This is a genomic window from Pseudomonas kermanshahensis, assembly GCF_014269205.2.
Taxonomy (GTDB): Bacteria; Pseudomonadota; Gammaproteobacteria; order Pseudomonadales; family Pseudomonadaceae; genus Aquipseudomonas; species Aquipseudomonas kermanshahensis.
Map to the genome: position 1 here is coordinate 936964 of NZ_JABWRY020000001.1, position 24495 is coordinate 961458.

The 24495-nt window shown below is 63.8% G+C and carries 19 protein-coding genes and 2 tRNA genes; 12 read left to right on the forward strand and 9 right to left on the reverse strand.

From position 1 onward, the window contains the following. Window positions 1-129 precede the first annotated feature (129 nt). Window positions 130-2007: a 1-acyl-sn-glycerol-3-phosphate acyltransferase gene (locus HU764_RS04340; RefSeq protein WP_186702985.1), complete on the forward strand. Its 1878-nt coding sequence runs from the start codon at window positions 130-132 to the stop codon at window positions 2005-2007. Between the two features lie 10 nt (window positions 2008-2017). On the opposite strand, the gene sugE is transcribed toward HU764_RS04340, so the two are convergent. The 3 genes from sugE to rdgC all read right to left on the reverse strand — a co-directional run bounded on the left by sugE (window position 2018) and on the right by rdgC (window position 4616). Continuing rightward, complete coding sequence (sugE, locus tag HU764_RS04345; RefSeq protein ID WP_019470182.1) at window positions 2018-2335, reverse strand: quaternary ammonium compound efflux SMR transporter SugE; 318 nt, start codon at window positions 2333-2335, stop codon at window positions 2018-2020. A gap of 229 nt (window positions 2336-2564) precedes the next feature. Next, window positions 2565-3530, reverse strand: a complete 966-nt coding sequence (locus tag HU764_RS04350) for a bile acid:sodium symporter family protein (protein ID WP_027595888.1) — start codon at window positions 3528-3530, stop codon at window positions 2565-2567. A gap of 165 nt (window positions 3531-3695) precedes the next feature. Further along, complete coding sequence (gene rdgC, locus HU764_RS04355; RefSeq protein WP_085272776.1) at window positions 3696-4616, reverse strand: recombination-associated protein RdgC; 921 nt, start codon at window positions 4614-4616, stop codon at window positions 3696-3698. A 217-nt stretch (window positions 4617-4833) separates the two neighbouring features. Between rdgC and HU764_RS04360 the strand changes: the two genes are divergently transcribed. Next, window positions 4834-4909: transfer RNA gene (locus HU764_RS04360), tRNA-Val, on the forward strand. Between the two features lie 13 nt (window positions 4910-4922). Further along, window positions 4923-4999: transfer RNA gene (locus HU764_RS04365), tRNA-Asp, on the forward strand. Window positions 5000-5228: 229 nt separating this feature from the next. On the opposite strand, the gene map is transcribed toward HU764_RS04365, so the two are convergent. Further along, window positions 5229-6005, reverse strand: a complete 777-nt coding sequence (gene map / locus HU764_RS04370) for a type I methionyl aminopeptidase (protein ID WP_155951454.1) — start codon at window positions 6003-6005, stop codon at window positions 5229-5231. A gap of 290 nt (window positions 6006-6295) precedes the next feature. Here map and HU764_RS04375 point away from each other — a divergent pair, with 290 nt between their 5' ends. The 3 genes from HU764_RS04375 (at window position 6296) to nirD (ending at window position 13528) form a co-directional block, all read left to right on the forward strand. Next, window positions 6296-10327 carry a bifunctional nitrate reductase/sulfite reductase flavoprotein subunit alpha gene (locus tag HU764_RS04375; RefSeq protein ID WP_186702986.1) on the forward strand — a complete coding sequence of 1344 codons (4032 nt, stop codon included), beginning with the start codon at window positions 6296-6298 and terminating at the stop codon, window positions 10325-10327. 286 nt (window positions 10328-10613) lie between these two features. Beyond that, window positions 10614-13166 carry a nitrite reductase large subunit NirB gene (gene nirB, locus HU764_RS04380; RefSeq protein WP_186702987.1) on the forward strand — a complete coding sequence of 851 codons (2553 nt, stop codon included), beginning with the start codon at window positions 10614-10616 and terminating at the stop codon, window positions 13164-13166. Further along, complete coding sequence (nirD, locus tag HU764_RS04385) at window positions 13166-13528, forward strand: nitrite reductase small subunit NirD (protein WP_186702988.1); 363 nt, start codon at window positions 13166-13168, stop codon at window positions 13526-13528. The genes nirB and nirD overlap by 1 nt, the downstream gene beginning before the upstream one ends. Before the next feature lie 49 nt (window positions 13529-13577). On the opposite strand, the gene HU764_RS04390 is transcribed toward nirD, so the two are convergent. The 4 genes from HU764_RS04390 to HU764_RS04405 form a co-directional block, all read right to left on the reverse strand. Further along, window positions 13578-14528 (reverse strand): 2-hydroxyacid dehydrogenase, encoded by a 951-nt coding sequence (locus tag HU764_RS04390; RefSeq protein ID WP_186702989.1) that lies wholly within the window; start codon window positions 14526-14528, stop codon window positions 13578-13580. Between the two features lie 24 nt (window positions 14529-14552). Next, entirely contained in the window at window positions 14553-15317 is a 765-nt protein-coding gene (locus tag HU764_RS04395) for an SDR family oxidoreductase (RefSeq protein ID WP_085272779.1), read from the reverse strand. Window positions 15318-15334: 17 nt separating this feature from the next. Further along, window positions 15335-16045: a fumarylacetoacetate hydrolase family protein gene (locus HU764_RS04400; protein ID WP_099453198.1), complete on the reverse strand. Its 711-nt coding sequence runs from the start codon at window positions 16043-16045 to the stop codon at window positions 15335-15337. A gap of 128 nt (window positions 16046-16173) precedes the next feature. Then, window positions 16174-17517, reverse strand: coding sequence for an MFS transporter (locus HU764_RS04405; RefSeq protein WP_027595897.1), 1344 nt, complete (start codon window positions 17515-17517; stop codon window positions 16174-16176). A gap of 348 nt (window positions 17518-17865) precedes the next feature. On the opposite strand from HU764_RS04405, the gene HU764_RS04410 reads away from it, so the two are divergent. The 6 genes from HU764_RS04410 (at window position 17866) to HU764_RS04435 (ending at window position 22235) form a co-directional block, all read left to right on the forward strand. Next, window positions 17866-18795, forward strand: coding sequence for a helix-turn-helix transcriptional regulator (locus tag HU764_RS04410; protein WP_027595898.1), 930 nt, complete (start codon window positions 17866-17868; stop codon window positions 18793-18795). Between the two features lie 10 nt (window positions 18796-18805). Beyond that, window positions 18806-19738, forward strand: coding sequence for a pca operon transcription factor PcaQ (gene pcaQ / locus HU764_RS04415; RefSeq protein WP_099428531.1), 933 nt, complete (start codon window positions 18806-18808; stop codon window positions 19736-19738). Window positions 19739-19960: 222 nt separating this feature from the next. Beyond that, window positions 19961-20707, forward strand: coding sequence for a BamJ family beta-barrel-assembly machinery protein (locus HU764_RS04420; protein ID WP_027595900.1), 747 nt, complete (start codon window positions 19961-19963; stop codon window positions 20705-20707). A 280-nt stretch (window positions 20708-20987) separates the two neighbouring features. Beyond that, complete coding sequence (locus HU764_RS04425) at window positions 20988-21428, forward strand: YkvA family protein (RefSeq protein ID WP_027595901.1); 441 nt, start codon at window positions 20988-20990, stop codon at window positions 21426-21428. A gap of 100 nt (window positions 21429-21528) precedes the next feature. Then, window positions 21529-21870, forward strand: coding sequence for a helix-turn-helix domain-containing protein (locus HU764_RS04430; protein WP_186676171.1), 342 nt, complete (start codon window positions 21529-21531; stop codon window positions 21868-21870). Further along, window positions 21867-22235 (forward strand): hypothetical protein, encoded by a 369-nt coding sequence (locus HU764_RS04435; protein ID WP_027595903.1) that lies wholly within the window; start codon window positions 21867-21869, stop codon window positions 22233-22235. The genes HU764_RS04430 and HU764_RS04435 overlap by 4 nt, the downstream gene beginning before the upstream one ends. Before the next feature lie 174 nt (window positions 22236-22409). Here the strand turns inward: HU764_RS04435 and HU764_RS04440 are convergent, their stop codons facing one another. Next, the gene (locus HU764_RS04440) at window positions 22410-24491 is read right to left on the reverse strand and encodes a carboxy terminal-processing peptidase (protein WP_186702990.1); all 2082 of its coding nucleotides are present in this window, start codon (window positions 24489-24491) and stop codon (window positions 22410-22412) included. Window positions 24492-24495 lie beyond the last annotated feature (4 nt).

Consider the following 24495-nt stretch of genomic DNA (forward strand, 5'->3'; position numbering starts at 1 on the left):
GTACGATAACTGTCCGCAGTCGCCCACACTGCGCTGCAATGGAGCTCGTCTGGCCTTGACGCCAACGCCTTTCATTCGGGCTCTAGATAGAACAACAGCCGTCGGTGGCCCAATTCAGGAACAAGGACGATGAGTCACACCTCGCAATTCACCTTGCTCGGCAAGCGGCGCTTCCTGCCGTTCTTCATCACCCAGTCGCTGGGTGCGTTCAACGACAACCTGTTCAAGCAATCGCTGATCCTGGCGATCCTGTTCAAGCTCAGCCTGGGGGACGGTGACCGTTCGATCTGGGTCAACCTCTGCGCGTTGCTGTTCATCTTGCCGTTCTTCCTGTTTTCGGCGCTGGGCGGGCAGTTTGGCGAGAAGTTCGCCAAGGATGCGCTGATCCGTGCGATCAAGCTGGCCGAGATCGGCATCATGGCCATCGGTGCCTTGGGCTTTATCACCAATGACCTTGCGTTGATGCTGGTGGCGTTGTTCGGCATGGGTACCCATTCGGCGCTGTTCGGGCCGGTGAAGTATTCGATCCTGCCCCAAGCCCTGCGTGAAGAAGAGCTGGTGGGCGGTAACGGGCTGGTCGAAATGGGCACCTTTTTGGCGATCCTCGCCGGCACCATCGGCGCCGGGGTGATGATGTCGTCGGCCAGCTATGCCACGGTGGTGGCCGGGGGCGTGGTGGGCACTGCGGTGCTGGGCTATTTGGCCAGTCGCTGGATCCCGCGCGCCGCCGCGGTGTCGCCGCAGATGCGCCTGGACTGGAACATCTTCAAGCAGTCCTGGGCGATTCTGTGCATGGGCCTGGGGCAGACGCCTGCGGTGTCGCGCTCGATCGTGGGCAACTCGTGGTTCTGGTTCGTCGGCGCCATCTACCTGACCCAGATCCCGGCGTACGCCAAGGACTGGCTGCATGGCGACGGCACTGTAGTGACCCTGGTGCTGACCCTGTTCTCGGTGGGCATCGCCCTCGGCTCGCTGCTGTGCGAGCGGCTTAGCGGGCGCAAGGTGGAAATCGGCCTGGTGCCGTTCGGCTCGTTCGGCCTGACCCTGTTCGGCCTGCTCTGGTGGTGGCATTCCGGCGATGTGCCGGCGGCGGCGCTGCCGCACGACTGGCTGGCGCTGCTGGGCATGAGCCAGGCCTGGTGGATCCTGGTGTCGATTGTCGGGCTCGGGGTGTTCGGCGGCTTTTATATCGTGCCCCTGTATGCCTTGATCCAGGCGCGCACGGCCGAAGATCAGCGGGCCCGGGTGATCGCCGCCAACAACATCCTCAATGCGTTGTTCATGGTGGTTTCGGCAATCCTCACCATCGTCCTGCTGGGGGTGGCCGAACTGACCATCCCGCAGTTGTTCCTGGTGGTGTCGTTGCTCAACATCGCGGTCAACGCCTACATCTTCAGGATCGTGCCCGAGTTCACCATGCGCTTCCTGATCTGGCTGCTCAGCCACTCGATGTACCGCGTGGAGCACCGCGACCTGGAGCGCATCCCGGATGAAGGGGCGGCGCTGCTGGTGTGCAATCACGTTTCGTTCGTTGACGCGCTGCTGCTCGGCGGTGCGATTCGCCGGCCGATCCGCTTTGTCATGTACTACAAGATCTACAACCTGCCGGTGCTCAACTTCGTCTTCCGCACCGCAGGTGCCATCCCGATTGCCGGGCGCGGTGAGGACGAGGCCATTTACGAGCGTGCCTTCGCGCGTATCGCCGAGTACCTGGCGGCGGGTGAGTTGGTGTGTATCTTCCCGGAGGGTAAGTTGACCGGTGATGGCGAGATCGATGTGTTCAAAGGCGGGGTCAACCGCATTCTCAGCGAAACCCCGGTGCCGGTGATTCCCTTGGCGTTGCAGGGGCTGTGGGGCAGTTTCTTCAGCCGAGACCCGGGCAAGGGGTTTTTCAAGCGCTTGTGGTCGCGGGTGACCATCGTGGCTGGCACCGCCATCCCGGTGGAGGCGGCGCAGCCGGATGCGTTGCGTGAGCAGGTCAGCCGCTTGCGCGGCGACCTGCGTTAGCGCGCGGGGGTCAGCTGGCGCTGACTTTCAGGCCGATCAGGCCACAGACGATCAGCGCCACACTGACCAGCCGCACCAAGGCCATGGATTCGCCAAACAGGATGATCCCGGCGATTACCGTGCCCACAGCGCCGACGCCCGTCCAGATGGCATAGGCGGTGCCCAGCGGCAGCTCCTTCATGGCCAGGCCCAGCAGGCCGAGACTGATGACCATGGCGCCGACGGTGAGTACGGTGGGGATTGGCTTGCTGAAACCGTCGGTGTATTTCAGGCCGACGGCCCAGCCGACCTCGAACAGGCCGGCGAAGAAAAGAATGATCCAGGACATGCTGTGTCTCCATCGTTGTAAAGGATGGGGCCGTCCCCGGAATGGTCACGCGGTGCGTCGTGAGGTCGTCCTCACAGTGGGCAATAGGGTGCACATTTTCTGAATACCCGGCAAGCCTGTGCCGGCCTCTTCGCGGGCAAGCCCGCTCCCACAGATCCCCACATGCCCCGAGAGCAGTGGAGTACCTGTGGGAGCGGGCTTGCCCGCGAAGAGGCCGGGCCAGGCAGCATCAATCCCTGGCTGGCTCGCCATTCTCAACGGCTGACGAAGGCGCTTCCAGGCGACGGAACCAGGTCGACAGCAACGCCCCGGAAATATTGTGCCAAACGCTGAACAACGCACTCGGCACCGCGGCCAATGGCGAGAAGTGCGCCGCCGCCAGTGCTGCCCCCAGCCCGGAGTTCTGCATGCCCACCTCCAGCGCCAGCGACTTGCGTTGGGCCAGCGGTAACTTGCACAGCTTGCCGGTCAGGTACCCCAGCAAATAGCCAAAGCTGTTGTGCAGCATCACCACCGCCATGATCAGCAGCCCCGACTCGGCGATCTTCGCCTGGCTGGCCGCCACCACCGCGCAGACGATCATGACGATGCTCACCACCGACACCAGCGGCAACACCTGCACGGCGGCCTGCACCCGAGCGCCCAACAGGCGCTGGGCCAGCACGCCGAGCACGATCGGCAGCATGACCAGCTGCAGGATCGACCAGAACATGTCCATGAACGAGACCGGCAGCCAGGCCGAGGCCAGGAACCAGATCAGCGCTGGGGTCAGCAGCGGGGCGAGCAGGGTGGTGACCGCGGCGATCGCCACCGCCAGCGCCAGGTCGCCCTTGGACAGCCAGACCATCACGTTCGAGGCGGTGCCGCTCGGGCAGCAGCCGACCAGAATCACCCCGACGGCGATCTCGGCGGGCAAGTGGAACAGCTGGCAGAGCAGCCAGGCCATGCCCGGCATGATCACGAAATGCGCCACCACCCCCAGCATCACGCGCCAGGGTTGGCGGGCGAGGGCAGCGAAGTCGTCGAGCTTGAGGGTCAGGCCCATGCCGAACATCACCAGCCCCAGCAGCGGCACGATGGCCACTTTCAAGGCGATGAACCACTGCGGTTGCAGGAAGGCCAGCACGGCGAACACCAACACCCAGAGGGCGAAGGTGTTGCCGACGAAGCGGCTGAGGGCGGCGAGGGCGCGCATGGGAAAGTCCTTGTACTTATATAAAGAGGTGAGTTTCCAGGGCCCTTACGCGGGCAAGCCCGCTGCCACTGGGTGAGCAAGCACCTGTGGCAGCGGGCTCGCCCGCGAAAGGGCCGGTACTGGTCAATGATTAACGATCAGGCCAGCACCGGCAAAGCATGAAGGTTAGACCCCTTGCGGAATCTCCTCCCCACCCAAGGCCTCGAACAGCACCGGGAGGAATTCGGTAAAGGTCATCATCATCAGCAGGAAGCTGGCATCGAACTGCTGCTGGGCCTCATCACCGCCATCCTGTTCGGCCTGCTCTTGCAGCAGCTCTTCGAACTTCAGTCGCTTGATGACCATCTTGTCGTCGAGCACGAACGACAGTTTGTCTTGCCAGGCCAGGGCCAGTTGGGTAACCACCTTGCCGGTGCTCAGGTGCAGCTGGATTTCTTCGCTGGTCAGGTCCTGGCGCTTGCAGCGCACGATGCCACCGTCTTCGGCGGTGTCGCGCAGCTCGCACTCGTCCAGTACATAGAAGCCTTCGGCCGCTTGTTGCGACTTGACCCAGTCGGTCATGGTGGCCGCTGGCGCGATCTTCACGGTAGCGGGGCGTACCGGCAGCGAGCCCATGACTTCACGCAGGGTCGACAGCAGGTCTTCGGCACGCTTGGCGCTGGCCGAGTTGACCAGGATCACGCCCAGGCGCGGGGCGATGGCGGCGAAGATCATCGAGCGACGAATGAAGGCGCGCGGCAGGAAGGCCTGGATGATCTCGTCCTTGATCTGGTCGCGTTCCTTTTTATAGACCTTGCGCATCTGCTCGGTCTCGATCTCTTCGACCTTCTCCTTGACTGCGTCATTCACCACGCTGCTTGGGAGGATACGTTCTTCCTTGCGCGCGGCGATCAGCAGGAACTCGCCGCTGACGTGCACCAGGGGAGCGTCTTCGCCCTTGCCGAATGGCGCGACGAAGCCATAGGTGGTCAGCTCCTGGCTGGCGCAGGGACGGGCCGGCTTGCTGGCCAGGGCGGTTTCCAGTGCTTCGGCTTCGAATGGAACATCCTGGGTCAGGCGGTAGGTCAGCAGGTTCTTGAACCACATGAGGGGCAATCTCTCCTTAATGCATAAGGCGGGCATTATTCTCCGAGCGGTGGTTCCCGTCCAACCCTGTCAGAGGGCCAGCACCCTTATATAAAGGAAGAAAAGCCCAGCGTTGCTAGGTCTTTGAAAGGCTTCGAAAAAATTTTTAAAAAAGTCGAAAAAAGTGCTTGCCAGGGTAGGGGCTCATCCGTAGAATGCGCGCCACACCGAGACGAAAGGGTGATTAGCTCAGCCGGGAGAGCATCTGCCTTACAAGCAGAGGGTCGGCGGTTCGATCCCGTCATCACCCACCACTCGATGTATAGCGCAGCGGTAGTTCAGTCGGTTAGAATACCGGCCTGTCACGCCGGGGGTCGCGGGTTCGAGTCCCGTCCGCTGCGCCATATTCAACTTCCAGGGCCCACTGAACACCCGGAAGTTACAGAAAAAGCGACCTTAGGGTCGCTTTTTTTGTTTGTGCTGAATTTTGCTGCGCCAAGCCTATCGTATTCAGTTAGCAGGGGCCTGTGGGAGCGGGTTTGCCCGCGAAGAAGGCGACGCGGTGTAGGGCACCGGCTTCGCCGGTGTTCGCGGGTGAACCCGCTCCCACAGGGTCTGTGCCGCGCTGCGGTATCAACGCTTGCGTTCTTCCTCCCGCAACGTCAGCACCTCAACCCCCGCCTCAGTCACCGCCACCGTATGTTCCCACTGCGCAGAAAGCGTATGGTCGCGGGTGATCACCGTCCACCCGTCCTTCAACGTCCGTGTCCCACGCCCGCCCTGGTTGATCATCGGCTCGATGGTAAACACCATGCCAGGCTTGAGCGCCATGCCCATGCCGCGCTGCCCGTAATGCAGCACCTCCGGCTTTTCATGCATCTGCTGGCCAATGCCATGGCCACAATATTCGCGCACCACGCTGTAGCCCGCAGCTTCGGCATGGGCCTGGATAGCATGGCCAATGTCACCCAGCGTCGCCCCCGGGCGCACCTGCTCGATGCCTTTCCATAGCGCGTCATAGGTGGTGTCGACCAACCGCCGGGCCTCATCGCTGATCACCCCAAGGCAATACATCTTCGACGAATCGGCGATATAGCCGCCTTGTTCGAGGGTGATGTCGACATTGATGATCGACCCTTCCTTCAGCACTTCATCAGCCTTCGGCATGCCGTGGCAGACCACATGGTCCACTGACGTATTGAGCGCGTAGGGGAACCCATACTGGCCCTTGCTCGCCGGGCGTGCCTTCAGGCTGTCGACGATGAACGCCTCGGCAAGGTCGTTGATCTGCATCGTGGTTACGCCAGGGCGTATGAAACGGTCGAGCTCTGCAAATACCTGGGCCAGTAGCTGACCGGCGTTGCGCATCACGTCGAGTTGGGCGGGGGTTTTGAGGATCACCTGGGACATGGGGGGAGGGCAGTAACTCTGGCTAAAATGTGCCCCAGCATAGCGCTGCGAGCCTGCGAGATGCCACCGCATGGTGCGCCAAACCTTCCCTGATAGCGCAGGCCCTGTAGGAGCGGGCTTGCCCGCGATGAGCCCAGTACAGCTGGCCCGGTAATTGCTGGCTTGCCTCTACCCAGGGCAATCAATGCCGATTGCCCGCACATTTTCACGACAAAGGCGCCGTGTTGCCCCGCTTGCCATGCAAGCCGGGGCAGCCGGCGCCTTTTGTGTTTTTACCAGGAGACCGGCCCATGAGCAGCAGCGAAGTACGCAGTGTCTGCCCGTATTGCGGCGTCGGCTGCGGCATTGTCATGAGCGTGGCCGATGGCAAAGTCAGCAAGATCAGCGGCGACAAGCAGCACCCCAGCAATTTTGGCCGCCTGTGCACCAAGGGCCTGACCGCGCACGTACCGCTGAGCGCGGCCGGGCGCATGGAAGACGCCTACCTGCGCCAGCAACGCAGCCAGCAACCGGCGCGCACAGGCCTGGACCAGGCCATCGCCCAGGCCGCCGAGCGCCTGCGCGGCATTATCGACCAGCACGGCCCCGATGCCGTGGCCTTGTATGTGTCGGGGCAGATGTCGCTGGAGGCGCAGTACCTCGCCAACAAACTGGCCAAGGGTTTTATCCGCACCCGCCATATCGAGTCCAATTCACGGCTGTGCATGGCCAGCGCTGGCAGCGGCTACAAGCTGTCATTGGGCGCCGATGGCCCGCCCGGCAGCTACCAGGACTTCGAGCACGCGGAGGTGTTTCTGGTGATCGGCGCCAACATGACCGACTGTCACCCAATCCTGTTCCTGCGCCTGCTCGACCGGCTGAAAGCCGGCGCCAGGTTGATCGTCGTCGACCCCCGGCGCACGGCCACCGCAGACAAGGCCGACCTGTTCTTGCAGGTACGCCCGGGCACCGACATGGCCCTGCTCAATGGCTTGCTGCACCTGCTGCACCAGAACGGCCACACAAACGCTGACTTCATCGCCCGTCACACCGAGGGCTGGGAAGACCTGCCTGCATTCCTGGAGGACTACAGCCCCGCCCGCGTCGCCGCCATCACCGGCCTGAGCGAAGCCGACATCCGCACCGCCGCCGAATGGCTCGGCGGTGCCAAGGACTGGATGAGCTGCTGGACCATGGGCCTTAACCAGAGCATCCATGGCACCTGGCACAGCAACGCGATCTGCAACCTGCACCTGGCCACCGGCGCCATTTGCCGCCCTGGCAGCGGGCCGTTCTCCCTCACCGGGCAACCGAATGCCATGGGCGGCCGCGAGATGGGCTACATGGGGCCGGGCCTGCCGGGGCAGCGATCGGCGTTGGTGGCGGCCGACCGCGCCTTTGTCGAAAACCAGTGGCAGCTGGCCCCAGGCAGCCTGCGCAGCGAAGGCGGCGAGGGCACCGTGGCGCTGTTCGAGCAGATGAAGCGCGGCGAGGTCAAGGCGTGCTGGATCATCTGCAGCAACCCGGTGGCCAGCGTCGCCAACCGCCAGCAAGTGATCGACGGCCTGGGCCAGGCTGAACTGGTGATCACCCAGGATGCGTTTCTCGACACCGAGACCAACCGCTACGCCGACATCCTGTTGCCGGCCGCGCTGTGGGCCGAAGGCGAGGGCGTGATGATCAACAGTGAACGCAACCTGACCTTGATGCCCCGCGCCGTGGCACCCCCAGGCCAAAGCCTGCCGGACTGGCAGATCATCGCCCGCATCGCCTGCGCCATGGGCTATGCCGATGCCTTCGACTACCCCAATGCCGAAGCGGTGTACGACGAAATCCGCCGTTTCCACAACCCGGCAACCGGCTACGACCTGCGCGGTATCGGCTACACCGACCTGCGCGCGCAGCCGCGCCAGTGGCCCTGCGCGCCAGGGCATGAGGCCCCGCGCAGCCCGCTGCGTTACCAGAACGACGGCAGCAGCCAGCCGCTGTTGCTCGACGCCCAGGGCAAGCGCCCGGCGCTGGCGTTTCCGACGGCCAGTGGCAAAGCGCGCTTCTTCGCCCGCCCTTGGCTGCCTGCGCCCGAGCTGCCCGACGCGGACTACCCGATGGTGCTCAACACCGGCCGTGTGCAGCACCAATGGCACACCCTGACCAAGACCGGCAAGGTGCCTGCGCTGAACAAACTCGAGCCCGGCCCCTTTGTCGAGCTGCACCCTGACGATGCCGCGCGCCTGGGTATTCGCGACAAGGACCAGGTTGCCGTCCGCTCGCGGCGGGGGCAGGCGTTGTTGCCGGCACGGGTCAGTGATCGGGTCATGCCGGGCAACTGTTTCGCCCCTTTCCACTGGAACGATGTGATGGGCGAGCAGCTGGCGATCAATGCCGTGACCTGCGATGCCGTCGACCCGCTGTCGCTGCAGCCGGCCTTCAAACACTGCGCCGTGGCCCTGCAGCGGGTTGCCGGCGAACGTATCGACGCCGTTGACCTGAGCGCCGCCACTGCCATCCCGGAGCCTGCCCACATGCCGACCGCCACCCTGTCCCGTCTGCTTGGCCTGGACACCCTGCCAGCCCCGGTGCTGGCCGAGGAGGAGCGTCATTACTTGCAGGGTTTTTTGCTCGGCCTGGACCAGGCCCGCGCTGAGGGGGTGCCCAGCCTGCCGGCCAGTGCGCCGCTGGCCGCAAGCCGGCGGCTGTTCGTCGATGGGCTATTGGCGGGGTTGTTCGCCCAGCCTTCGGAACTGCCTAACCCGACGCTTGCGGCGCCCCAGCATCAGGTGCTGTGGGCCTCGCAAACCGGTAACGGTGAGGCACTGGCCGAACGCTGTGCCGAACGCCTGCGTGGCGCCGGCCTCGCCGTGCAGCTCAGTTGCATGGCAGCGGTCAGCCCGCAGCAGTTGCACGGCGCGGCCAGTGTCGTACTGATCGCCAGTACGTTTGGCGATGGCGATGCGCCCGACAGTGCGACGGCGTTCTGGCAAGCCCTGCAAGGCGAGGAGGGCGCCCACTGTGCCGACGTGCCTTACGCCGTGTTGGCCTTGGGTGACTCCAGTTACGACCAGTTTTGCGGGTTTGGCCGCAAGCTCGATCAGCGCCTGGCCGAGCTGGGCGGGCGAAGGTTGTTGCCACGGGTGGACTGCGAGCCGGACTTCGATGAGGCGTTCGCCACCTGGCTCGACGCCTTGTCATCGCAGTTGGGCAGCGCCGCCGCGCCCCAGGCAAGCAGCGCACCCGCGCCCGTGGAGGCCTACAGCAAGCAGCAACCCTGGTCGGCCACCTTGCTGGAAAACCGCGTGCTCAACGCCCCAGGTGCCAGCAAGGAGACTCGCCAACTGGTGTTCGACCTGTCGGGCAGCACGCTTACCTACCAGCCGGGCGATGCCTTGGGCGTATGGCCGCGCAATTGCCCGGCGTTGGTCGAGGAGTTGCTGGCACTGATGCGCCTCGATGGCCAGGCTCTGGTTGAGATCAAAGGCCAGCCTGCGCTGCCGTTGGCCGTTGCCATGCAAGCCCACCTGGAAATCGCCAAGGTCACCCCTGCGCAGTTGCAGGTGTTCAGCCAGACGGCGGCGGACCTGCGCCGGCTGCTTCAGCCTGAGCACAAGGCCGAGCTGCAGAGCTGGTTGTGGGGGCGGCAATTGGCGGACGTACTGCGCGAGTTCCCGCAAGACCTGCCATTGGCCACCTGGCTTGACCTGCTCAAGCCGTTGCAGCCGCGCTTGTACTCGATCAGTTCCAGCCCGTTGGCGCACCCCGGCCAGGTTCACCTGACGGTCTCGACGGTGCGTTACGGGCAGCGCAAAGGGGCCTGCTCGACCTTTCTGGCCGACCGTGCGCAAGGCATCAAGGTGGCGATCTTCCCGCAGGCATCGAAGCATTTTCGCCTGCCTGAGGACGACAATGTGCCGGTGATCATGGTCGGCCCAGGCACGGGTATCGCGCCGTTTCGGGCGTTTCTGGAAGAACGCGAAGCGCGTGGGGCCCGTGGGCAGAACTGGCTGTTTTTCGGTGAGCAGTCTGCCGCCAGCGATTTCTATTACCAAGCGCAGTTGCAAGCGTGGCAGGCGACCGGCCATGTGCGCCTGGATACCGCTTTCTCGCGCGACCAGCCCGAGAAAATCTATGTGCAGCAGCGCATGCACGAGCAGGGCGCTGACCTCTGGCGGTGGCTTGAAGGGGGCGCGTTCTTTTATGTGTGCGGCGATGCCCAGCGCATGGCCAAGGATGTGGACAGCGCCTTGCGTGTCATCGTCGCGGAGCATGGCGGTATGAGCGAGGCTGCGGCGGATGCGTATGTAGAGGCATTGAGCAAGGCCAAGCGCTATCGGCGCGATGTGTATTGAGTGCACCGGGATGGGGAGGGGTGCACCTTGGCTGTGCGGTTTGGGGTGCCTGTAACGGCCTCTTCGCAGCACAAGGCTGCTCCTACAGGGGGGCGCAGAACCGGTAGGAGCAGCCTTGTGCTGCGAAGAGGCCCAACAGGCAGTATTTGGCACACTCCCTGCTTTACCAGCTTCACAACACGCCCCACTGATCAACGGCGATCAACCAGGGGCACACCCTGATGAGTACAGGCAAAGGCGCCTGGAGCTTCGGCTCCAGGCGTTTTTTTTTGATCGAGGATCGGCTATGAAGGCAACAGCGAACGGCGGACAGCGCGAGAAACTGGTCATTGTCGGCAACGGCATGGTCGGCCACCACTGCGTCGAGCAACTGATCGAGCGGGGCGCCCTGGAGCGGTTCGAGGTGCGGGTGTTCGGCGAAGAACGCCAACGTGCCTATGACCGTGTGCACCTGTCCGAGTACTTCGGCGGCAGCTGTGCCGAAACCCTGGCCCTGTGCGAGCAAGGCTTCTATACCCGCCAAGGCGTGCACCTGCACCTGGGCGAGCCTGTGCTGGAGATCGACCGCGCGCGCCGCGAAGTGGTCACCGCCGAAGGCCGCTATGGCTACGACCAGTTGATCCTGGCCACCGGCTCATACCCCTTCGTACCCCCGATCGAAGGCTCCAGCGGCAATGCCCGCCTGGTCTACCGCACCCTCGACGACCTCGACGCCATCCGCGCCGCCGCCCAGGGTGCCCGCCGAGGCGTGGTGGTCGGCGGGGGCTTGTTGGGCCTTGAAGCAGCCAATGCGCTGAAGTCGCTCGGCCTGGAAGCCCATGTGGTGGAGTTCGCCCCTCGGCTGATGCCGGTGCAGTTGGACGGCGAGGGCGGCGCGGCGCTCAAGGCGCAGATCGAGGCCTTGGGCGTAGGCGTGCACCTGTCCCGCGCCACCCAGTCGATCAGCGCCGGTGAGGCGTATCGCTACCGCATGAACTTCGACGGCGGCGAGCACCTGGAAACCGACCTGATCGTGTTCTCTGCCGGTATCCGCCCGCAGGATGCGCTGGGCCGCGCGTGCGGGCTGGAGATTGCCGCCCGCGGCGGGGTGGTGATCGACAATCACTGCCGCACCCATGACGCCCGCATCTTCGCCATCGGCGAGTGCGCTTCATGGAATGGCAGCGTGTTCGGCTTGGTCGCGCCGGGCTACAGCATGGCGCGCAACCTGGCGGCGCTGCTGGTGGGCGATGAAGCGGTGCCGTTCACCGGCGCCGACATGTCGACCAAGCTCAAGCTGCTGGGCGTGGATGTCGGCTCGATCGGCGATGCCCATGGCGCTACGCCGGGCTCGCGCAGCTACCGCTTCATCGACGAAGCCAATGCGGCCTATCGCCGGCTGGTGGTGGATGCCAGTGGCAAGCATGTGCTCGGTGCGGTGCTGGTCGGTGACAACAGCTACTACGATACCCTGCTGCAGTACGCGCAAAATGGCATCGCCCTGCCTGCCGACCCGGCCGCCCTGATTTTGCCGCAAACGGGCGGCGCGCCGGCCTTGGGCGCCGATGCGCTGCCCGACAGCGCGACCATCTGCTCGTGCCACAACGTCAGCAAGGGCGCAGTCTGCGCCGCTATCGACAGCGGCTGCAGCGACCTCGCTGCGGTCAAGGGGTGCACCAAAGCGGCCAGCGGTTGCGGCGGCTGTGCGGCCCTGCTCAAGCAGGTGTTCGAGCACGAACTGACCGCCCGCGGCGTGACCGTCGACAAAAGCCTGTGCGAACACTTTGCCTACACCCGCCAGGAGCTTTACGGGCTGGTGCGGGTTGGCGGCATCCGCACCTTCAATGACCTGCTCGCGCGCCATGGCAAAGGCCATGTCGGTTGCGATATCTGCAAGCCGGCGGTGGGCAATATCCTCGCCTCGTGCTGGAACCAGCCGATCATGGACCCGGCGCTGGTACCGCTGCAGGACACCAACGACACCTTCATGGCCAACATGCAGAAAAACGGTACCTACTCGGTGGTGCCGCGCATCCCCGGGGGCGAAATCACCCCGGACAAGCTGATCGTGATCGGCCAGGTGGCAAAAAAGTACGACCTCTACACCAAGATCACCGGTGGCCAACGCATCGACCTGTTCGGCGCCCAGCTGCACGAGTTGCCGCTGATCTGGGGCGAGTTGATCGAAGCCGGTTTCGAGACGGGCCATGCCTACGGCAAGTCGACCCGCACGGTGAAGTCGTGCGTGGGCAGCACCTGGTGCCGTTACGGTGTGCAGGACAGCGTCGCCATGGCCCTGCGCCTGGAAGACCGCTACAAGGGCCTGCGCAGCCCGCACAAGCTCAAGTTCGCGGTGTCTGGCTGCACCCGCGAATGCGCCGAGGCGCAGAGCAAGGACATCGGCGTGATCGCCACCGACAAGGGCTGGAACCTGTACGTGTGCGGCAACGGCGGCATGCGCCCGCGCCACGCCGAGCTGTTTGCCACCGACCTGGACGACGAGACCCTGGTGCGCCTGATCGACCGTGTGCTGATGTTCTACATCCGCACTGCCGACAAACTGCAGCGCACCTCGGTCTGGCGCGAAAGCCTGGAGGGCGGGCTGGACTACCTCAAGCAGGTGATCCTCGACGACAGCCTGGGCCTGGCCGCCGAGCTTGAGGCGCAGATGCAGCATGTGGTCGACCACTATGAATGCGAATGGGCCAATGCCCTCAACGACCCGGAGAAGCTCAAGCGCTTCCGCACCTTCGTCAACGACCACCGCGCCGACCCGGACGTGCACTTCGTCCGCGAGCGCGAGCAGCGCCGCCCAGCGGCACCGCTGCACCTGATCCCCACTGCCGAGGAGGCTGTCTGATGAACCTGACCAATACTGCTGTAGCCCACCAGACGAACTGGCAGACAGTCTGCCAAGCGCGCGACCTGGTAGCCGATTCCGGCGTGGTGGTGTGGCACGAGGGGGCCCAGGTGGCGCTGTTTTACTTGCCGGGTCAGGAACAGCCACTGTATGCGCTGGACAACCGCGACCCGCGCTCGGGTGCCAACATCATTGGCCGCGGGCTGGTGGGTAGCTTGCAGGGTGAGTTGGTGGTGGTGGCGCCGCTGTACAAACAGCATTTCAGCCTGCACAGCGGGGAATGCCTGGAAGATGCCGGGCAGCGGCTGCGGGTGTGGCCGGTGCGGCTGAACGGAGAGGCTGTGGAAGTGGCGGTGGCCTGATCTGCATCGTGCAACTGTACCGGCCCGCGAACAGGCCGGTACAGGCCGCTTAGATAACCAACCCCTGTGGTGTACGCCCGGCAAACACATCCACCAGGCTTGCCACCACCATTTCGCCCATGCGCGTGCGGGTCTGCACGGTGGCGCTGGCTCGGTGCGGCTGCAGCACCACATCCTCGCGCTCGAACAACGCCTCGGGCACCCGAGGTTCATCGGCAAACACATCCAGCGCCGCCCCGGCGATCTCACCCGCTTCAAGTGCCGCGATCAACGCGGGCTCGTCCACCAACTTGCCACGGGCGATATTGATCAGGTAGCCGTCTGGGCCAAGCGCCTGCAGCACCTTGCGCCCCACCAACGCCTCGCCTTGGTCGGCGGCCGCCGCCAGAATCAGCGCATCGCTGTCTTTGGCCAATTGCTGCAAGTTCGACTCGAAGCCATAAGGCACGTCTTGCGGCTGCAGGTCGGTGTAGCGAATCGGGCAGCCAAACGCCGCCGCCCGCTGGGCCACCGCGCGGCCGACGCGGCCCATGCCGACGATACCCACACGCATGCCCGACACCTGCCGCGCCAACGGCAATGGCGCCAGCGGTGTGGCGCTGGTGGCCCAGTGGCCGGCGCGGACGAACCGGTCACCGCTGCACAGCCCTCGGCACACGCCAATCAGCAAGCCGATGGCGAGGTCGGCGACATCCTCGGTCAGCGCGCCGAGGGTTGCAGTCACCTGGATACCCCGATCACGCGCATAGGCCAGGTCGATGGCATCGGTGCCAACGCCATTCACCGCGATCACTTCCAGCTTGGGGAGGCGCGCCATCAGCGCTTGGCTGATACCGGTATGGCCGCCGGTGACCACGGCGCGGATGGTGTTGCCATGCGCGCTGATATAGGCGTCCTTGTCGGCTTGCTCGTAGTACCGGTGCACGGTGAACAGCGCTTCCAGGCGCTCGCGGACTTCTGGGATGAGGATCGGGCTCAGTTGCAGGACTTCAGGTTTCATCGGTCACTCCTTAAAGGCAAGGTGTCAGCCACGGCCGACGAAGGGCATGTTGCTGGCCATCACGGTCATGTTGAGCACGTTGGCGTCCAACGGCAGGGCGGCGATGTAGCGCACGGCATCCGCCACATGGCGCACGTCGAGCATCGGCTCGGCGGCAATCTCGCCATTGGCCTGGCGCACACCGCGGGTCATGCGTTCGGACAGTTCGGTCAGGGCGTTGCCGATGTCCACCTGGCTGCACACGATGTTGTAGGGGCGGCCGTCCAGGGCCAGGGCTTTGGTCAGGCCCAGCACCGCGTGCTTGCTGGCGGTGTAGGGCGCAGTGAAGGGGCGTGGGGTATGCGCCGAAATCGAACCGTTGTTGACGATTCGCCCGCCCTGCGGCTGCTGCCTGCGCATCAGGCCAAAGGCCGCACGGGCGCAGAGGAACACGCCGTCGACATTGGTGGCGATGACATTGCGCCAGTTCTCCAGCGGCAGTTCGTCGATGGGCACGGCAGGCGCATTGACCCCGGCATTATTGAAGATCAGGTCGAGGCGGCCATGCACCTCCTCGATGGTGGCGAACAGCTGGGCGACGCTCTGTTCGTCGCGCACATCGGTGGGCACCGCGAGGGCCTCGCCACCGGCTGCACGGGCCTGTTCTGCCAACGCCTGCAAGGGTTCGGCACGCCGACCGGCGAGGACCAGGCTGAAGCCATCAGCCAGCAGCCCCAAGGCGACGGCGCGGCCAATGCCGCTGCCGGCACCGGTGACCAAGGCGATTTTCTTGTTGTGTGTTTGGCTCATCTGTTTGCTCCAGAAATTCAGGCGGCGTGGGCGGTGTGGCGTGCGGGACGAGGGCCAACGCGCAGTTGCAACTCGCCGATGCCGTCGATGCCGGCATGGATCACATCGCCAGGGTTGAGCGGGGCCACGCCAGGCGGGCTGCCGGTCATGATCAGGTCACCGGGGCGCAGCGGCAGTTGCCGGGACAGGCGGCTGATCACCTCGGCCAATGGCCAGGTCTGCTGGCTCAGCCGGGCGCGCTGGCGCTCCTCGCCGTTGACCTTCAGCCACAGCGCAGCGTCCAGTGGCCAGCCCAGTTCGCTGGCCGGCACCAGGGCAGTCATCGGCGCCGAGGCTTCGAATACCTTGGCACCCTCCCAGGGCAGCCCTTCGCTTTTGGCCTGGCGCTGACGATCGCGCAGGGTCAGGTCCAGGCCAGCGGCAAAGCCATAGACGTGCTCCAGCGCGCGCTCCGGGCTGATGTCGGCACCGCCTTTGCTGATCGCCACCACCCACTCGATTTCATGGCAAAACTCTTCAGTCTGCGGCGGGAAGGGCAGTTCGCCCTGTGCCTCGACCACGTTGCTGGCCGGCTTCATGAAAAAGACCGGCTCACGGGGCGCTGGGTCGGTGGCCTGCGGCCAGGGGTAGTTGCGGCCCAGGCAGAACACGCGGCCAACCGGGAAGCGCGCGTCGCTGCCTTGGATGGGCAGGCTGACGATGGCTGGCGGGTCGAACAGGTAAGTCATGGGTCAATCCTCTGTGCTGGAGTGGCCAGCCTAGCCAGCGGCTGGCGGGCAAAGTTGGACGATAAAAGGGACGGTTTGGATAAAAACGGGGGATCTGCGGTGGCGCTTCCGGCACTCACCGCGCCTGCTTATGCCGCGGTCTTGAGCTCGATCCGGTACAGCTTGCCGAGCAACAGCGAGTAGGACAGCGTGCCCATCAACGCCACCCCGCCGATAAACCAGAACGCCAAGGCGAACGAGCCACTGGCCTGCACGATCGCGCCAATCACGATCGGGGTGACGATGCCGCCAATGTTCGCGGCCAGGCTGGTGACCCCGCCGGTCAACCCGATCAGTTGCTTGGGTGCCACTTCCGAAACCGCTGCCCACGAGGACGAGGCGATGCCCTGGGCAAAGAACGCCAGCGTCAGCACGGCGATACACAGCACGTTGGAGTCGGTGAAGTTGACCAACACGATCGACATGCCCAGCATCGACCCCACCACCAGCGGCAGCTTGCGGGCAAAGGACAGCGAGTAGCCCCGGCGGATCAGCAGGTCGGAAACGATCCCCGCCAGCAAGATGCCGACCGTGGCGCCAATGAACGGCATCACCGCGAAGATGCCGACTTTGATCAGCGTCAGCTGGCGCTCTTCGATCAGGTAGGTGGGGAACCAGGTGAGGAAGAAGTACAGCGCTGAGGTGCTGGCGAACTTGCCCAGGCAGATGGCCCACACCTGGCGGTAGCGGAACAGTTCGGCGACCTGGCGCCAGTCGAAACGGGTGCGCTCCTGGCTGCTTCTGACCAGCCCGCCGCCGTCCTCGATGTAGGCCAGTTCTTCCTTGCTGACCTTCTTGCAGTTGAGCGGGTCGCGGTACAGGAACAACCACACCACGCCAAACACGATACCAATCAGGCCGGTGCTGTAGAACACATGGCGCCAGTCATAGGTGGTCGCCAGCCACAGCAATGCCCCAGTGAACAAGGCCGTGCCCAGGTACTGGCCGCACACGTAGATGCTGCTGGCCATGCCCCGTTCGCGGGCAGGGAACCACACGGTGACGGCGCGGCTGTTGGCGGGGAAGGCCGGTGCCTCCATGGCACCGACGGCCAGGCGCAGGCCGAACAGCGAGGTGAAGCCGCTGGCCAGGCCCTGGGCGACAGTGACAGCCGACCAACTGATCAGCGAGACGCCGTAGGTCAGGCGCGAGCCGAAGCGGTCGGCAATGAAGCCGGCTGGCACCAACGCCAGGGCGTAAGTCCAGGCGAACGCGGAGAAGATCAAGCCCATCTCGACTTTGTCCAGGCCCAGGTCCTTGGCCATGAAGGGCGCCGCGATGGAGATGTTGACCCGGTCGACGTAGTTGATGATGGTCGCCAGCAGCAGCAGCGAGAGCATGAACCAGCGACGGCGGGTGGGTAGGCGTTGCGATGCGACCGCGTCCACTGCGAACGCAGGCGCCGCAGTGCGGGAAGTAGGCGTGCTCGACATGAGTCGACCTCGTTTGTTGTTGTTGGTAGAGGTTGGGCTGCAGTCCCTTTTTTAAGGTGGTCGTACAACATCGGAAAATCAACGGCGGTTTTAGACCGTTTTTTTCACTCGGAACGGGGTAGGGCTGCGCTGTCCAAAAAACTCAGCGGGCGGGGTTTTGGCAGCTTTTTTTGCTTTGGGTGGCGGTTTTAAAGGGCTGCGTCGATTTTTGCCGGATACGTTTTTTGCAGTGGGCTTCAAAATTATGAGTTTCGACGTCGTACAACTCATTGCCAGGCAAGCCGCTTGCCGTTCAGAATTCCCGCATGGCAGGCAACGTCAGCGCCAAGCCCCCGACCGGAGACCCCCATGCCCCCCAAGCGCGAAGTCCCGACCTACGTCATGCAACAGCGCAGCGAGCTGATGGATTTCTACATCCGCGACCAGCGCGGCCGGCCGGCCGAAACCGCGCCACACCGACACGAGTATTTTCAGATCCAGGTCAATTTTGGCGGCGATACGGTGCAGCACATCGGCAGCGTGCAGCGCCCGTTCAAACGCAACACCCTGGCCTTCATCCTGCCGCACCGGGTGCATGTCATCCCGCACCCGGACGACAGCGATTTCGTGGTCATCAACTTTTCCCAGACATTCCTGCTGCCGCACCTGCCTTGCGACCCCATGGACCTGGAAGAAGTGTCGATACTGCAGGCCCCTGAACTGTCACCGTTCCGCTTCCAGGAGCACCTGGATTTTCACCTCGCCGAGGCCGATTTCAGCGAGGTGCGGCGTATTCTCGGGCAGATGCGTGAACTCGATGCCAACCGCCGCTTCGGCAGCCGTGAAATCCTCAAGGGCCTGTTGCTGCAACTGATCGGCCAGGTGTGCGGCTTGTACGCCGACCCCCTGCGCGAGCTGGCCGAGAGCAATGCTGCGCAACTCAGCCGGCGCGCCGCGTTGGGGCGCATGAGCGAGTACCTGCGCAGGCACATCGACGACCCCGACCTCAACCTGCAGAAGGTCGCCGCCGCCACGTACCTGTCGCCCACCTACCTGACCCATTGGCTGCGCAAGGAAATCGGCAAGACCTTCAGCGAATTGGTGCTGGAGCGGCGCATGCACGCCGCGCGCAATTACCTGCTTAACGGCAGCCGCCCGGTCGGTGAGGTGGCTCGGCTGTGCGGCTTTGCTGATGAAGCGTACTTTTCGCGGCGCTTCCGGCAGATCCATGGCTTGCCGCCGGGGCAGTTCCGCCGCCAGCAGCGCGACCCGGATACACCGCAGGTAGCCATGCGGTAAGCTTGAGGCCATGAACCTCGACACCCGCATCAAGTACCGCCACCTGCTGTGCTTCCTGGAGATTGCCCGGCAGGGCAGCCTGGCCAGGGCCGCAGACATCCTCGCCATCAGCCAGCCCGCGATTTCCAAGACGCTCAAGGAACTCGAAGCGCTGCTGGAAACACGCCTGTTCGAACGCAGCCGGCAGGGCGTCGAGCTGACCCCGGCCGGCACCCGCTTCATGCGGTATGCCGGGCCCAGCGTGCAGGCGCTGCGCGATGGCGTCAGCAGCCTGCGCGGCGAGGCGCGGGCACCGTCGCAGGTGCGCATTGGCGTGCTGTCCACGGTCGAGGGCTTGTTGATGCCCGAGGTGCTGTGCCGCCTGCATCAACGCCATGAGGCGTTGCTGATCAGCGTGGTGACCGGTGCCAGCGCGCAGTTGCTGGGCCAGCTACGCCTGGGTGAGCTGGAGCTGGTGGTGGGGCGCATGACCGACAGCCCCCAAATTCAGGGCCTGTCGTTCGAGCACCTGTACAGCGAATCGATGAGCCTGGTCGTGCGGCCGGGGCACCCGTTGTTGGCCAACACGCCTGTCGAGCGGGCACAGGTGGGGCGTTACCCCTTGGTGTTGCCGCCCCCAGGCACCACCATTCGCCAGCACGCCGACAGCCTGTTCGTCCAATGCGGTATCCAGATGCCCGCGCAACGCCTGGAAACCCTCTCGCTGGCCCTGAGCCGCCGCTACCTGCTGGGCAGTGATGCGGTGTGGGTGGCGCCACGGGATGCGGTGCTGATCGACCTGGGCCGTGGTGAGCTGGTCGAGCTCGACTTGGGCGTGCGCGAGCCGGGCGGGTCGGTGGGCCTGTGCCGCAATGCGGCGCTGGAGCAGAGCGTGCCAGGGCAGTGGGTGTGCGAGGTGCTGCGTGAGGTGGCGGGGCAGTACCGTGAGGGGCAATACCCCTGACAACTCAGAACGAAGTGAAATTTTTGGCGGGTAAACCCAGGCGAATTCGGCATAAAGGGTCAATACTGGCCAGTGGCTCTAATGTGTCAGATGAATAACCCTTTAAGTACTGAACTTCCTTAGCAAAACCCGCTCCTATGCCGGTAGCCATTGGTCATGGCCGCCTGCTAAGCTCGCGGCTTTACCCTGATTGCCCTTATGGCGCATGAACAAGGAAATAGCATGAAACAGCATCGTTTGGCGGCTGCGGTTGCCCTGGTAGGCCTGGTATTGGCTGGCTGCGACCAACAGGCCAGCAGCCCCGAGCTGAAGACTCCGGCACAGAAAGCCTCCTACGGTATCGGCCTGAACATGGGCAAGAGCCTGGCTCAGGAAGGCATGGAAGACCTTGATTCGAAAGCGGTCGCCCTCGGCATCGAAGACGCCGTCAGCAAGAAAGAGCAGCGCATCAAGGACGAAGAGCTGGTAGAAGCCTTCACCTCGCTGCAGAAGCGCGCCGAAGAGCGTCTGGCCAAGGCCAGCGAAGAAGCCGCCTCCGCCGGCAAGAAGTTCCTCGAAGAAAACGCCAAGAAGCCGGGTGTTGTCACCACCGCTTCGGGCCTGCAATACGAAGTGATCAAGAAGGCCGACGGCCCGCAGCCTAAGCCGACCGACGTAGTGACTGTTCACTACGAAGGCAAGCTGACCGATGGCAAGGTGTTCGACAGCTCCGTCGAGCGCGGCAGCCCGATCGACCTGCCTGTCAGCGGCGTGATCCCAGGTTGGGTCGAAGGCCTGCAACTGATGCACGTCGGCGAGAAGTACAAGCTGTTCATCCCGGCCGAACTGGCCTACGGTGCCCAGAGCCCGAGCCCGCTGATCCCTGCCAACTCGGTACTGGTGTTCGACCTTGAGCTGATCGCCATCAAAGACCCGGCCCAGCTGCAGGGTGCCGAGCCAGAAGCGCCAGCAGAAGAGCCTGCCAAGTAACACTGGCTGGTTTGCGTAAAACGCCCCGTCTTGACGGGGCGTTTTCGTTTGGGGCCAGTGGCTGAGAAGAACCTCTGGCGGCTGATACTGTCCGAGCAATAGCAGCGTGATGAAGTAGGATGCTTCTGACGCAAATCGTTTGCGAATCTGAAACGACTGTGTAAAAAACGCCCGATCTGACCGGGACCCTTGCCTAGTGGGCACCTGACGTCAGAAACTTCGCCCTGTTCACAAGGTTATCCACAATAAATGTGGATAACCTGTCCCTCTCGGAGGCTCCATGAGCGCACCCTGGAATTTCGCCCGTTTTCTGCCGTTGGCCGAGCGCTTGCTCAGCCGCGGGCGGTTGCCGGCCTTGCTGTTCGCCGTGGCCCGCAAAGGCCCGCGGATCGGCCAGCTGCGCGAGGATGTAAAGCTGCTGCAGTCGCTGTGCCTGGCCTGGTGGCGCGGCGAGTACCGCGCCATCAGCCCCAAAGCGCTGGTGACCATCGTTGCCGGCCTGTTGTACTTCGTCAGCCCTATCGACGCCATCCCCGACTGGCTGCTGGGCGTGGGCTTTCTTGACGACATCGCCGTGCTGGGTTGGGTGTTGAAGACCGTGGCCGATGAGCTGGCGCGTTTCAAAGCCTGGCGCGACAGCCAAGCCCCAGAGCGCTTGCGCGTGGTGGAACGCTTGCCGGATACCCCCGAAGCCTTGCGCCTGGAACGCAATACGCAGTGAAATCAGCCTGAGCTGCACAGACTCCCGTACTTGGTAATATAATTGGCATAAGGATTATGCCTACGGATTACATGCCGTAATCCTAAGTAAGGGGGTTGTAATGGGTATTCAGGTTATTAGCCGGGACGGTCAGCCCGAGTACGCCGTCGTTCCCTGGGAGCAATACCAGGCACTGCTGAAGGCAGCGGGGCAGCCGCCCGTCGAGGCGGGTGTCAGTGAAGTGCAAAGCGATGCTGCCAGTGCTGCACCTTTACCGGCATTCAGCGAGGTGGCACACATTCGCCAAGCGAAGGGCATCGCCCCTGAGCTTTTGGCGCGCAATGTGGGTGTGAGCCCCGCGTACCTGGCCATGATCGAGTCAGGCGAGCGACAGCCGGACGCTGCCATCCGCCGCGCCCTGGCCTGGCACCTGGGTGTGGCGGGTTGGAGCGAACCCTCATGAGCCAGGTCAGGATCAGCCGCCAGCACTGGCAGAGCCTGCTGGACGAGCTTGACCTGGCCCGTCGTCAACGTCATCTGCTGACGTACCGTGCGCTTATCGAGCGCTTGCAATTGCCCAGCCCGGCCATGCAGACGCTGACCGCCGCGCTGGAGTACCTGGCGGTGCTCGACGCCCGTGCCGAGCAGCCTTTGCGCAGTTCGCTGGTGATCAGCCAGGGTGCCAGCCGCTTGCCGCGCACCGGTTTTTTCGAGTGTGTAGAGCGGCTCGGGCGTTTTGCCGGGCCGGTCGATGGCATGGAAGCGGCGTCCTGGCATGCCTCGGAAGTGGTGCGGGTGTTCGAGTACCGTTACCCCGAAGAAGCCTGATTCAGCCGAGCGCAGGACGTTGTAGGAGCAGCCTTGTGCTGCGAAGAGGCCAGTGAAAACACCAAAGATCTGCGGTGTTTTCACTGGCCTCTTCGCAGCACAAGGCTGCTCACATACAAAGAAAAGGGCCGGGTGCTTTCACACCCGGCCCTTTTGGTTAACGCATGCCTAACCTCAGTGCTTGGCCACCTGCGAGCTTGCGCTCAGGTAGTCGAGCAGAATGCGCCCTGTCTCGGACAGGTAGGCGTCGTCTTCCGGTTTGGTGTTTTCATCTTCAGCCGGCAATGCGTCTTCATCTTCCTTCTTCAGCTCTTTGAGCGGCTCTTCACCTTTGGCCTTGCGGCGGATGTTTTCCAGGGCCAACTGCTTGCCCTCGATCTCATCGTGGCGGGCACGGCGTTCTTGCTCGTTGAGGCTGACGGTCTTCTCGTTCATCAGCTTCTGGGCCAGTGCCAGGCGGTCGCGGATGTAGGTGAACTCGGCATCCTTGACGCTGCGCGCTTCATGCTGTGCCTTGAGCTGGGTCAGGTACGGCTTGAACGGGTCGGCCGCTGGCTTGACCACCGGGCGGATGGTGTCCCACGGCATCGCCTCGGGCAGGGCGCTCTCGCCGATTTCCTTGGTGTCGATGATCGATGGGTAGTCGATGTCCGGCAGCACGCCCTGGTGCTGGGTGCTCTGCCCAGACACCCGGTAGAACTTGGCCAAGGTCAGTTTCAGCTCACCATGGTTGAGCGGTTGGATGGTCTGCACGGTGCCTTTGCCGAAGGTCTGGCCACCGACGATCAGTGCCCGGTGGTAGTCCTGCATGGCACCGGCGAAGATCTCCGAGGCCGAGGCCGATAGGCGGTTGACCAGCAGTGCCAGCGGGCCTTTGTAGAAGGCGCCCGGGTTTTCGTCCTCGAGCACGTCGACGCGGCCGTCGCTATTGCGCACCAGCACCGTCGGGCCCTTGTCGATGAACAGGCTGGTCAGCTCGGTGGCTTCCTGCAGCGAACCGCCGCCGTTGTTGCGCAGGTCGATGACTACGCCATCGACTTTCTCTTTTTGCAGTTCGGTGAGCAGCTTTTTCACGTCGCGCGTGGTGCTCTTGTACTCCGGATCACCGGCACGGTAGGCCTTGAAGTCCAGGTAGAAGGCCGGGATCTCGATAATGCCCAGCTTGTAGTCACGGCCATCCTGCTTGAGCTTGAGCACCGACTTTTTCGCCGCCTGCTCTTCAAGCTTGACGGCTTCGCGGGTGATCGAAACGATCTTGCTGGTCTGGTCGCTCGGGGCATTGCTGGCCGGGATGATCTCCAGGCGCACCACCGAGCCTTTCGGGCCACGGATCAGCTTGACCACTTCGTCCAGGCGCCAGCCGACCACGTCGACCATTTCCTTGTTGCCCTGGGCCACGCCGATGATCTTGTCGGCCGGGGCGACCTGCTTGGTCTTGGCGGCAGGGCCTGCCGGCACCAGGCGGACGATCTTGACCTGGTCGTTGTCGCTTTGCAGCACCGCGCCGATGCCTTCGAGCGACAAGCTCATGTTGATGTCGAAGTTTTCTGCGTTGTCCGGCGACAGGTAGTTGGTGTGCGGGTCGTAGGACTGGGCGAAGGTATTGATGTAGGCCTGGAAGATATCCTCGGCACGGGTCTGGTCCAGGCGCGCCAGCTGGTTCTTGTAGCGCTTGGTCAGGGTTTCCTGGATCTGCTTGGGCTCTTTGCCAGCGATCTTCTGGCGCAGCACTTCGTCTTTGACACGCTTGCGCCACAGGTCGTCGAGTTCGGCCTGGTTTTTCATCCACGGGGCGTCCTTGCGGTCGATCAGCAAGGTTTCCTTGGTGGTGAAGTCGATCTTGTCGACGCCTTTGTTCAGCTCGGCCAGGGCAAAGTCCAGGCGCTGTTTGACGCGGTCAAGGTAGCGTTTGTAGATGGTGAAGCCCGGGTCGAGGTTGCCGCTTTTGAGGAAGTCGTCGAACTGCGTCTTCCACTTGTCGAACTCGGCGATGTCGGCCGCGGTGAAGTAGCTGCGCGCAGGGTCCAGCAGCTTGATGTAGCTGTCGTAGATGATCACCGAGCGGGCGTCATCGAGCGGTGGCTTGCTGTAGTGGTGGCGCTTGAGCAGTTCCACCACATTAAGGCTGGCGACGATTTCGTCGCGGTCCGGCTGCAGGCTGTCCCACTTGTTGGCGGCCGCCGCATTGCCGCCGAGCGTAAGGCTGCCGAGGCCAATCATCAGGGCCAGGGCGGTGCTTGGGAGGAAATGCTTCATGCTG

What these genes read in the sequence shown, in the direction of transcription:
- nirB (WP_186702987.1), top strand. Translation starts at nt 10,614, where the DNA reads ATGAAGGCAACAGCGAACGGCGGACAGCGCGAGAAACTGGTCATTGTC.
- rdgC (WP_085272776.1), bottom strand. Translation starts at nt 4,616, where the DNA reads ATGTGGTTCAAGAACCTGCTGACCTACCGCCTGACCCAGGATGTTCCA.
- HU764_RS04395 (WP_085272779.1), bottom strand. Translation starts at nt 15,317, where the DNA reads ATGAGCCAAACACACAACAAGAAAATCGCCTTGGTCACCGGTGCCGGC.
- HU764_RS04400 (WP_099453198.1), bottom strand. Translation starts at nt 16,045, where the DNA reads ATGACTTACCTGTTCGACCCGCCAGCCATCGTCAGCCTGCCCATCCAA.
- HU764_RS04375 (WP_186702986.1), top strand. Translation starts at nt 6,296, where the DNA reads ATGAGCAGCAGCGAAGTACGCAGTGTCTGCCCGTATTGCGGCGTCGGC.
- HU764_RS04420 (WP_027595900.1), top strand. Translation starts at nt 19,961, where the DNA reads ATGAAACAGCATCGTTTGGCGGCTGCGGTTGCCCTGGTAGGCCTGGTA.
- HU764_RS04435 (WP_027595903.1), top strand. Translation starts at nt 21,867, where the DNA reads ATGAGCCAGGTCAGGATCAGCCGCCAGCACTGGCAGAGCCTGCTGGAC.
- pcaQ (WP_099428531.1), top strand. Translation starts at nt 18,806, where the DNA reads ATGAACCTCGACACCCGCATCAAGTACCGCCACCTGCTGTGCTTCCTG.
- HU764_RS04350 (WP_027595888.1), bottom strand. Translation starts at nt 3,530, where the DNA reads ATGCGCGCCCTCGCCGCCCTCAGCCGCTTCGTCGGCAACACCTTCGCC.
- HU764_RS04425 (WP_027595901.1), top strand. Translation starts at nt 20,988, where the DNA reads ATGAGCGCACCCTGGAATTTCGCCCGTTTTCTGCCGTTGGCCGAGCGC.
- sugE (WP_019470182.1), bottom strand. Translation starts at nt 2,335, where the DNA reads ATGTCCTGGATCATTCTTTTCTTCGCCGGCCTGTTCGAGGTCGGCTGG.
- map (WP_155951454.1), bottom strand. Translation starts at nt 6,005, where the DNA reads ATGTCCCAGGTGATCCTCAAAACCCCCGCCCAACTCGACGTGATGCGC.
- HU764_RS04340 (WP_186702985.1), top strand. Translation starts at nt 130, where the DNA reads ATGAGTCACACCTCGCAATTCACCTTGCTCGGCAAGCGGCGCTTCCTG.
- HU764_RS04410 (WP_027595898.1), top strand. Translation starts at nt 17,866, where the DNA reads ATGCCCCCCAAGCGCGAAGTCCCGACCTACGTCATGCAACAGCGCAGC.
- nirD (WP_186702988.1), top strand. Translation starts at nt 13,166, where the DNA reads ATGAACCTGACCAATACTGCTGTAGCCCACCAGACGAACTGGCAGACA.
- HU764_RS04390 (WP_186702989.1), bottom strand. Translation starts at nt 14,528, where the DNA reads ATGAAACCTGAAGTCCTGCAACTGAGCCCGATCCTCATCCCAGAAGTC.
- HU764_RS04405 (WP_027595897.1), bottom strand. Translation starts at nt 17,517, where the DNA reads ATGTCGAGCACGCCTACTTCCCGCACTGCGGCGCCTGCGTTCGCAGTG.
- HU764_RS04430 (WP_186676171.1), top strand. Translation starts at nt 21,529, where the DNA reads ATGGGTATTCAGGTTATTAGCCGGGACGGTCAGCCCGAGTACGCCGTC.
- HU764_RS04440 (WP_186702990.1), bottom strand. Translation starts at nt 24,491, where the DNA reads ATGAAGCATTTCCTCCCAAGCACCGCCCTGGCCCTGATGATTGGCCTC.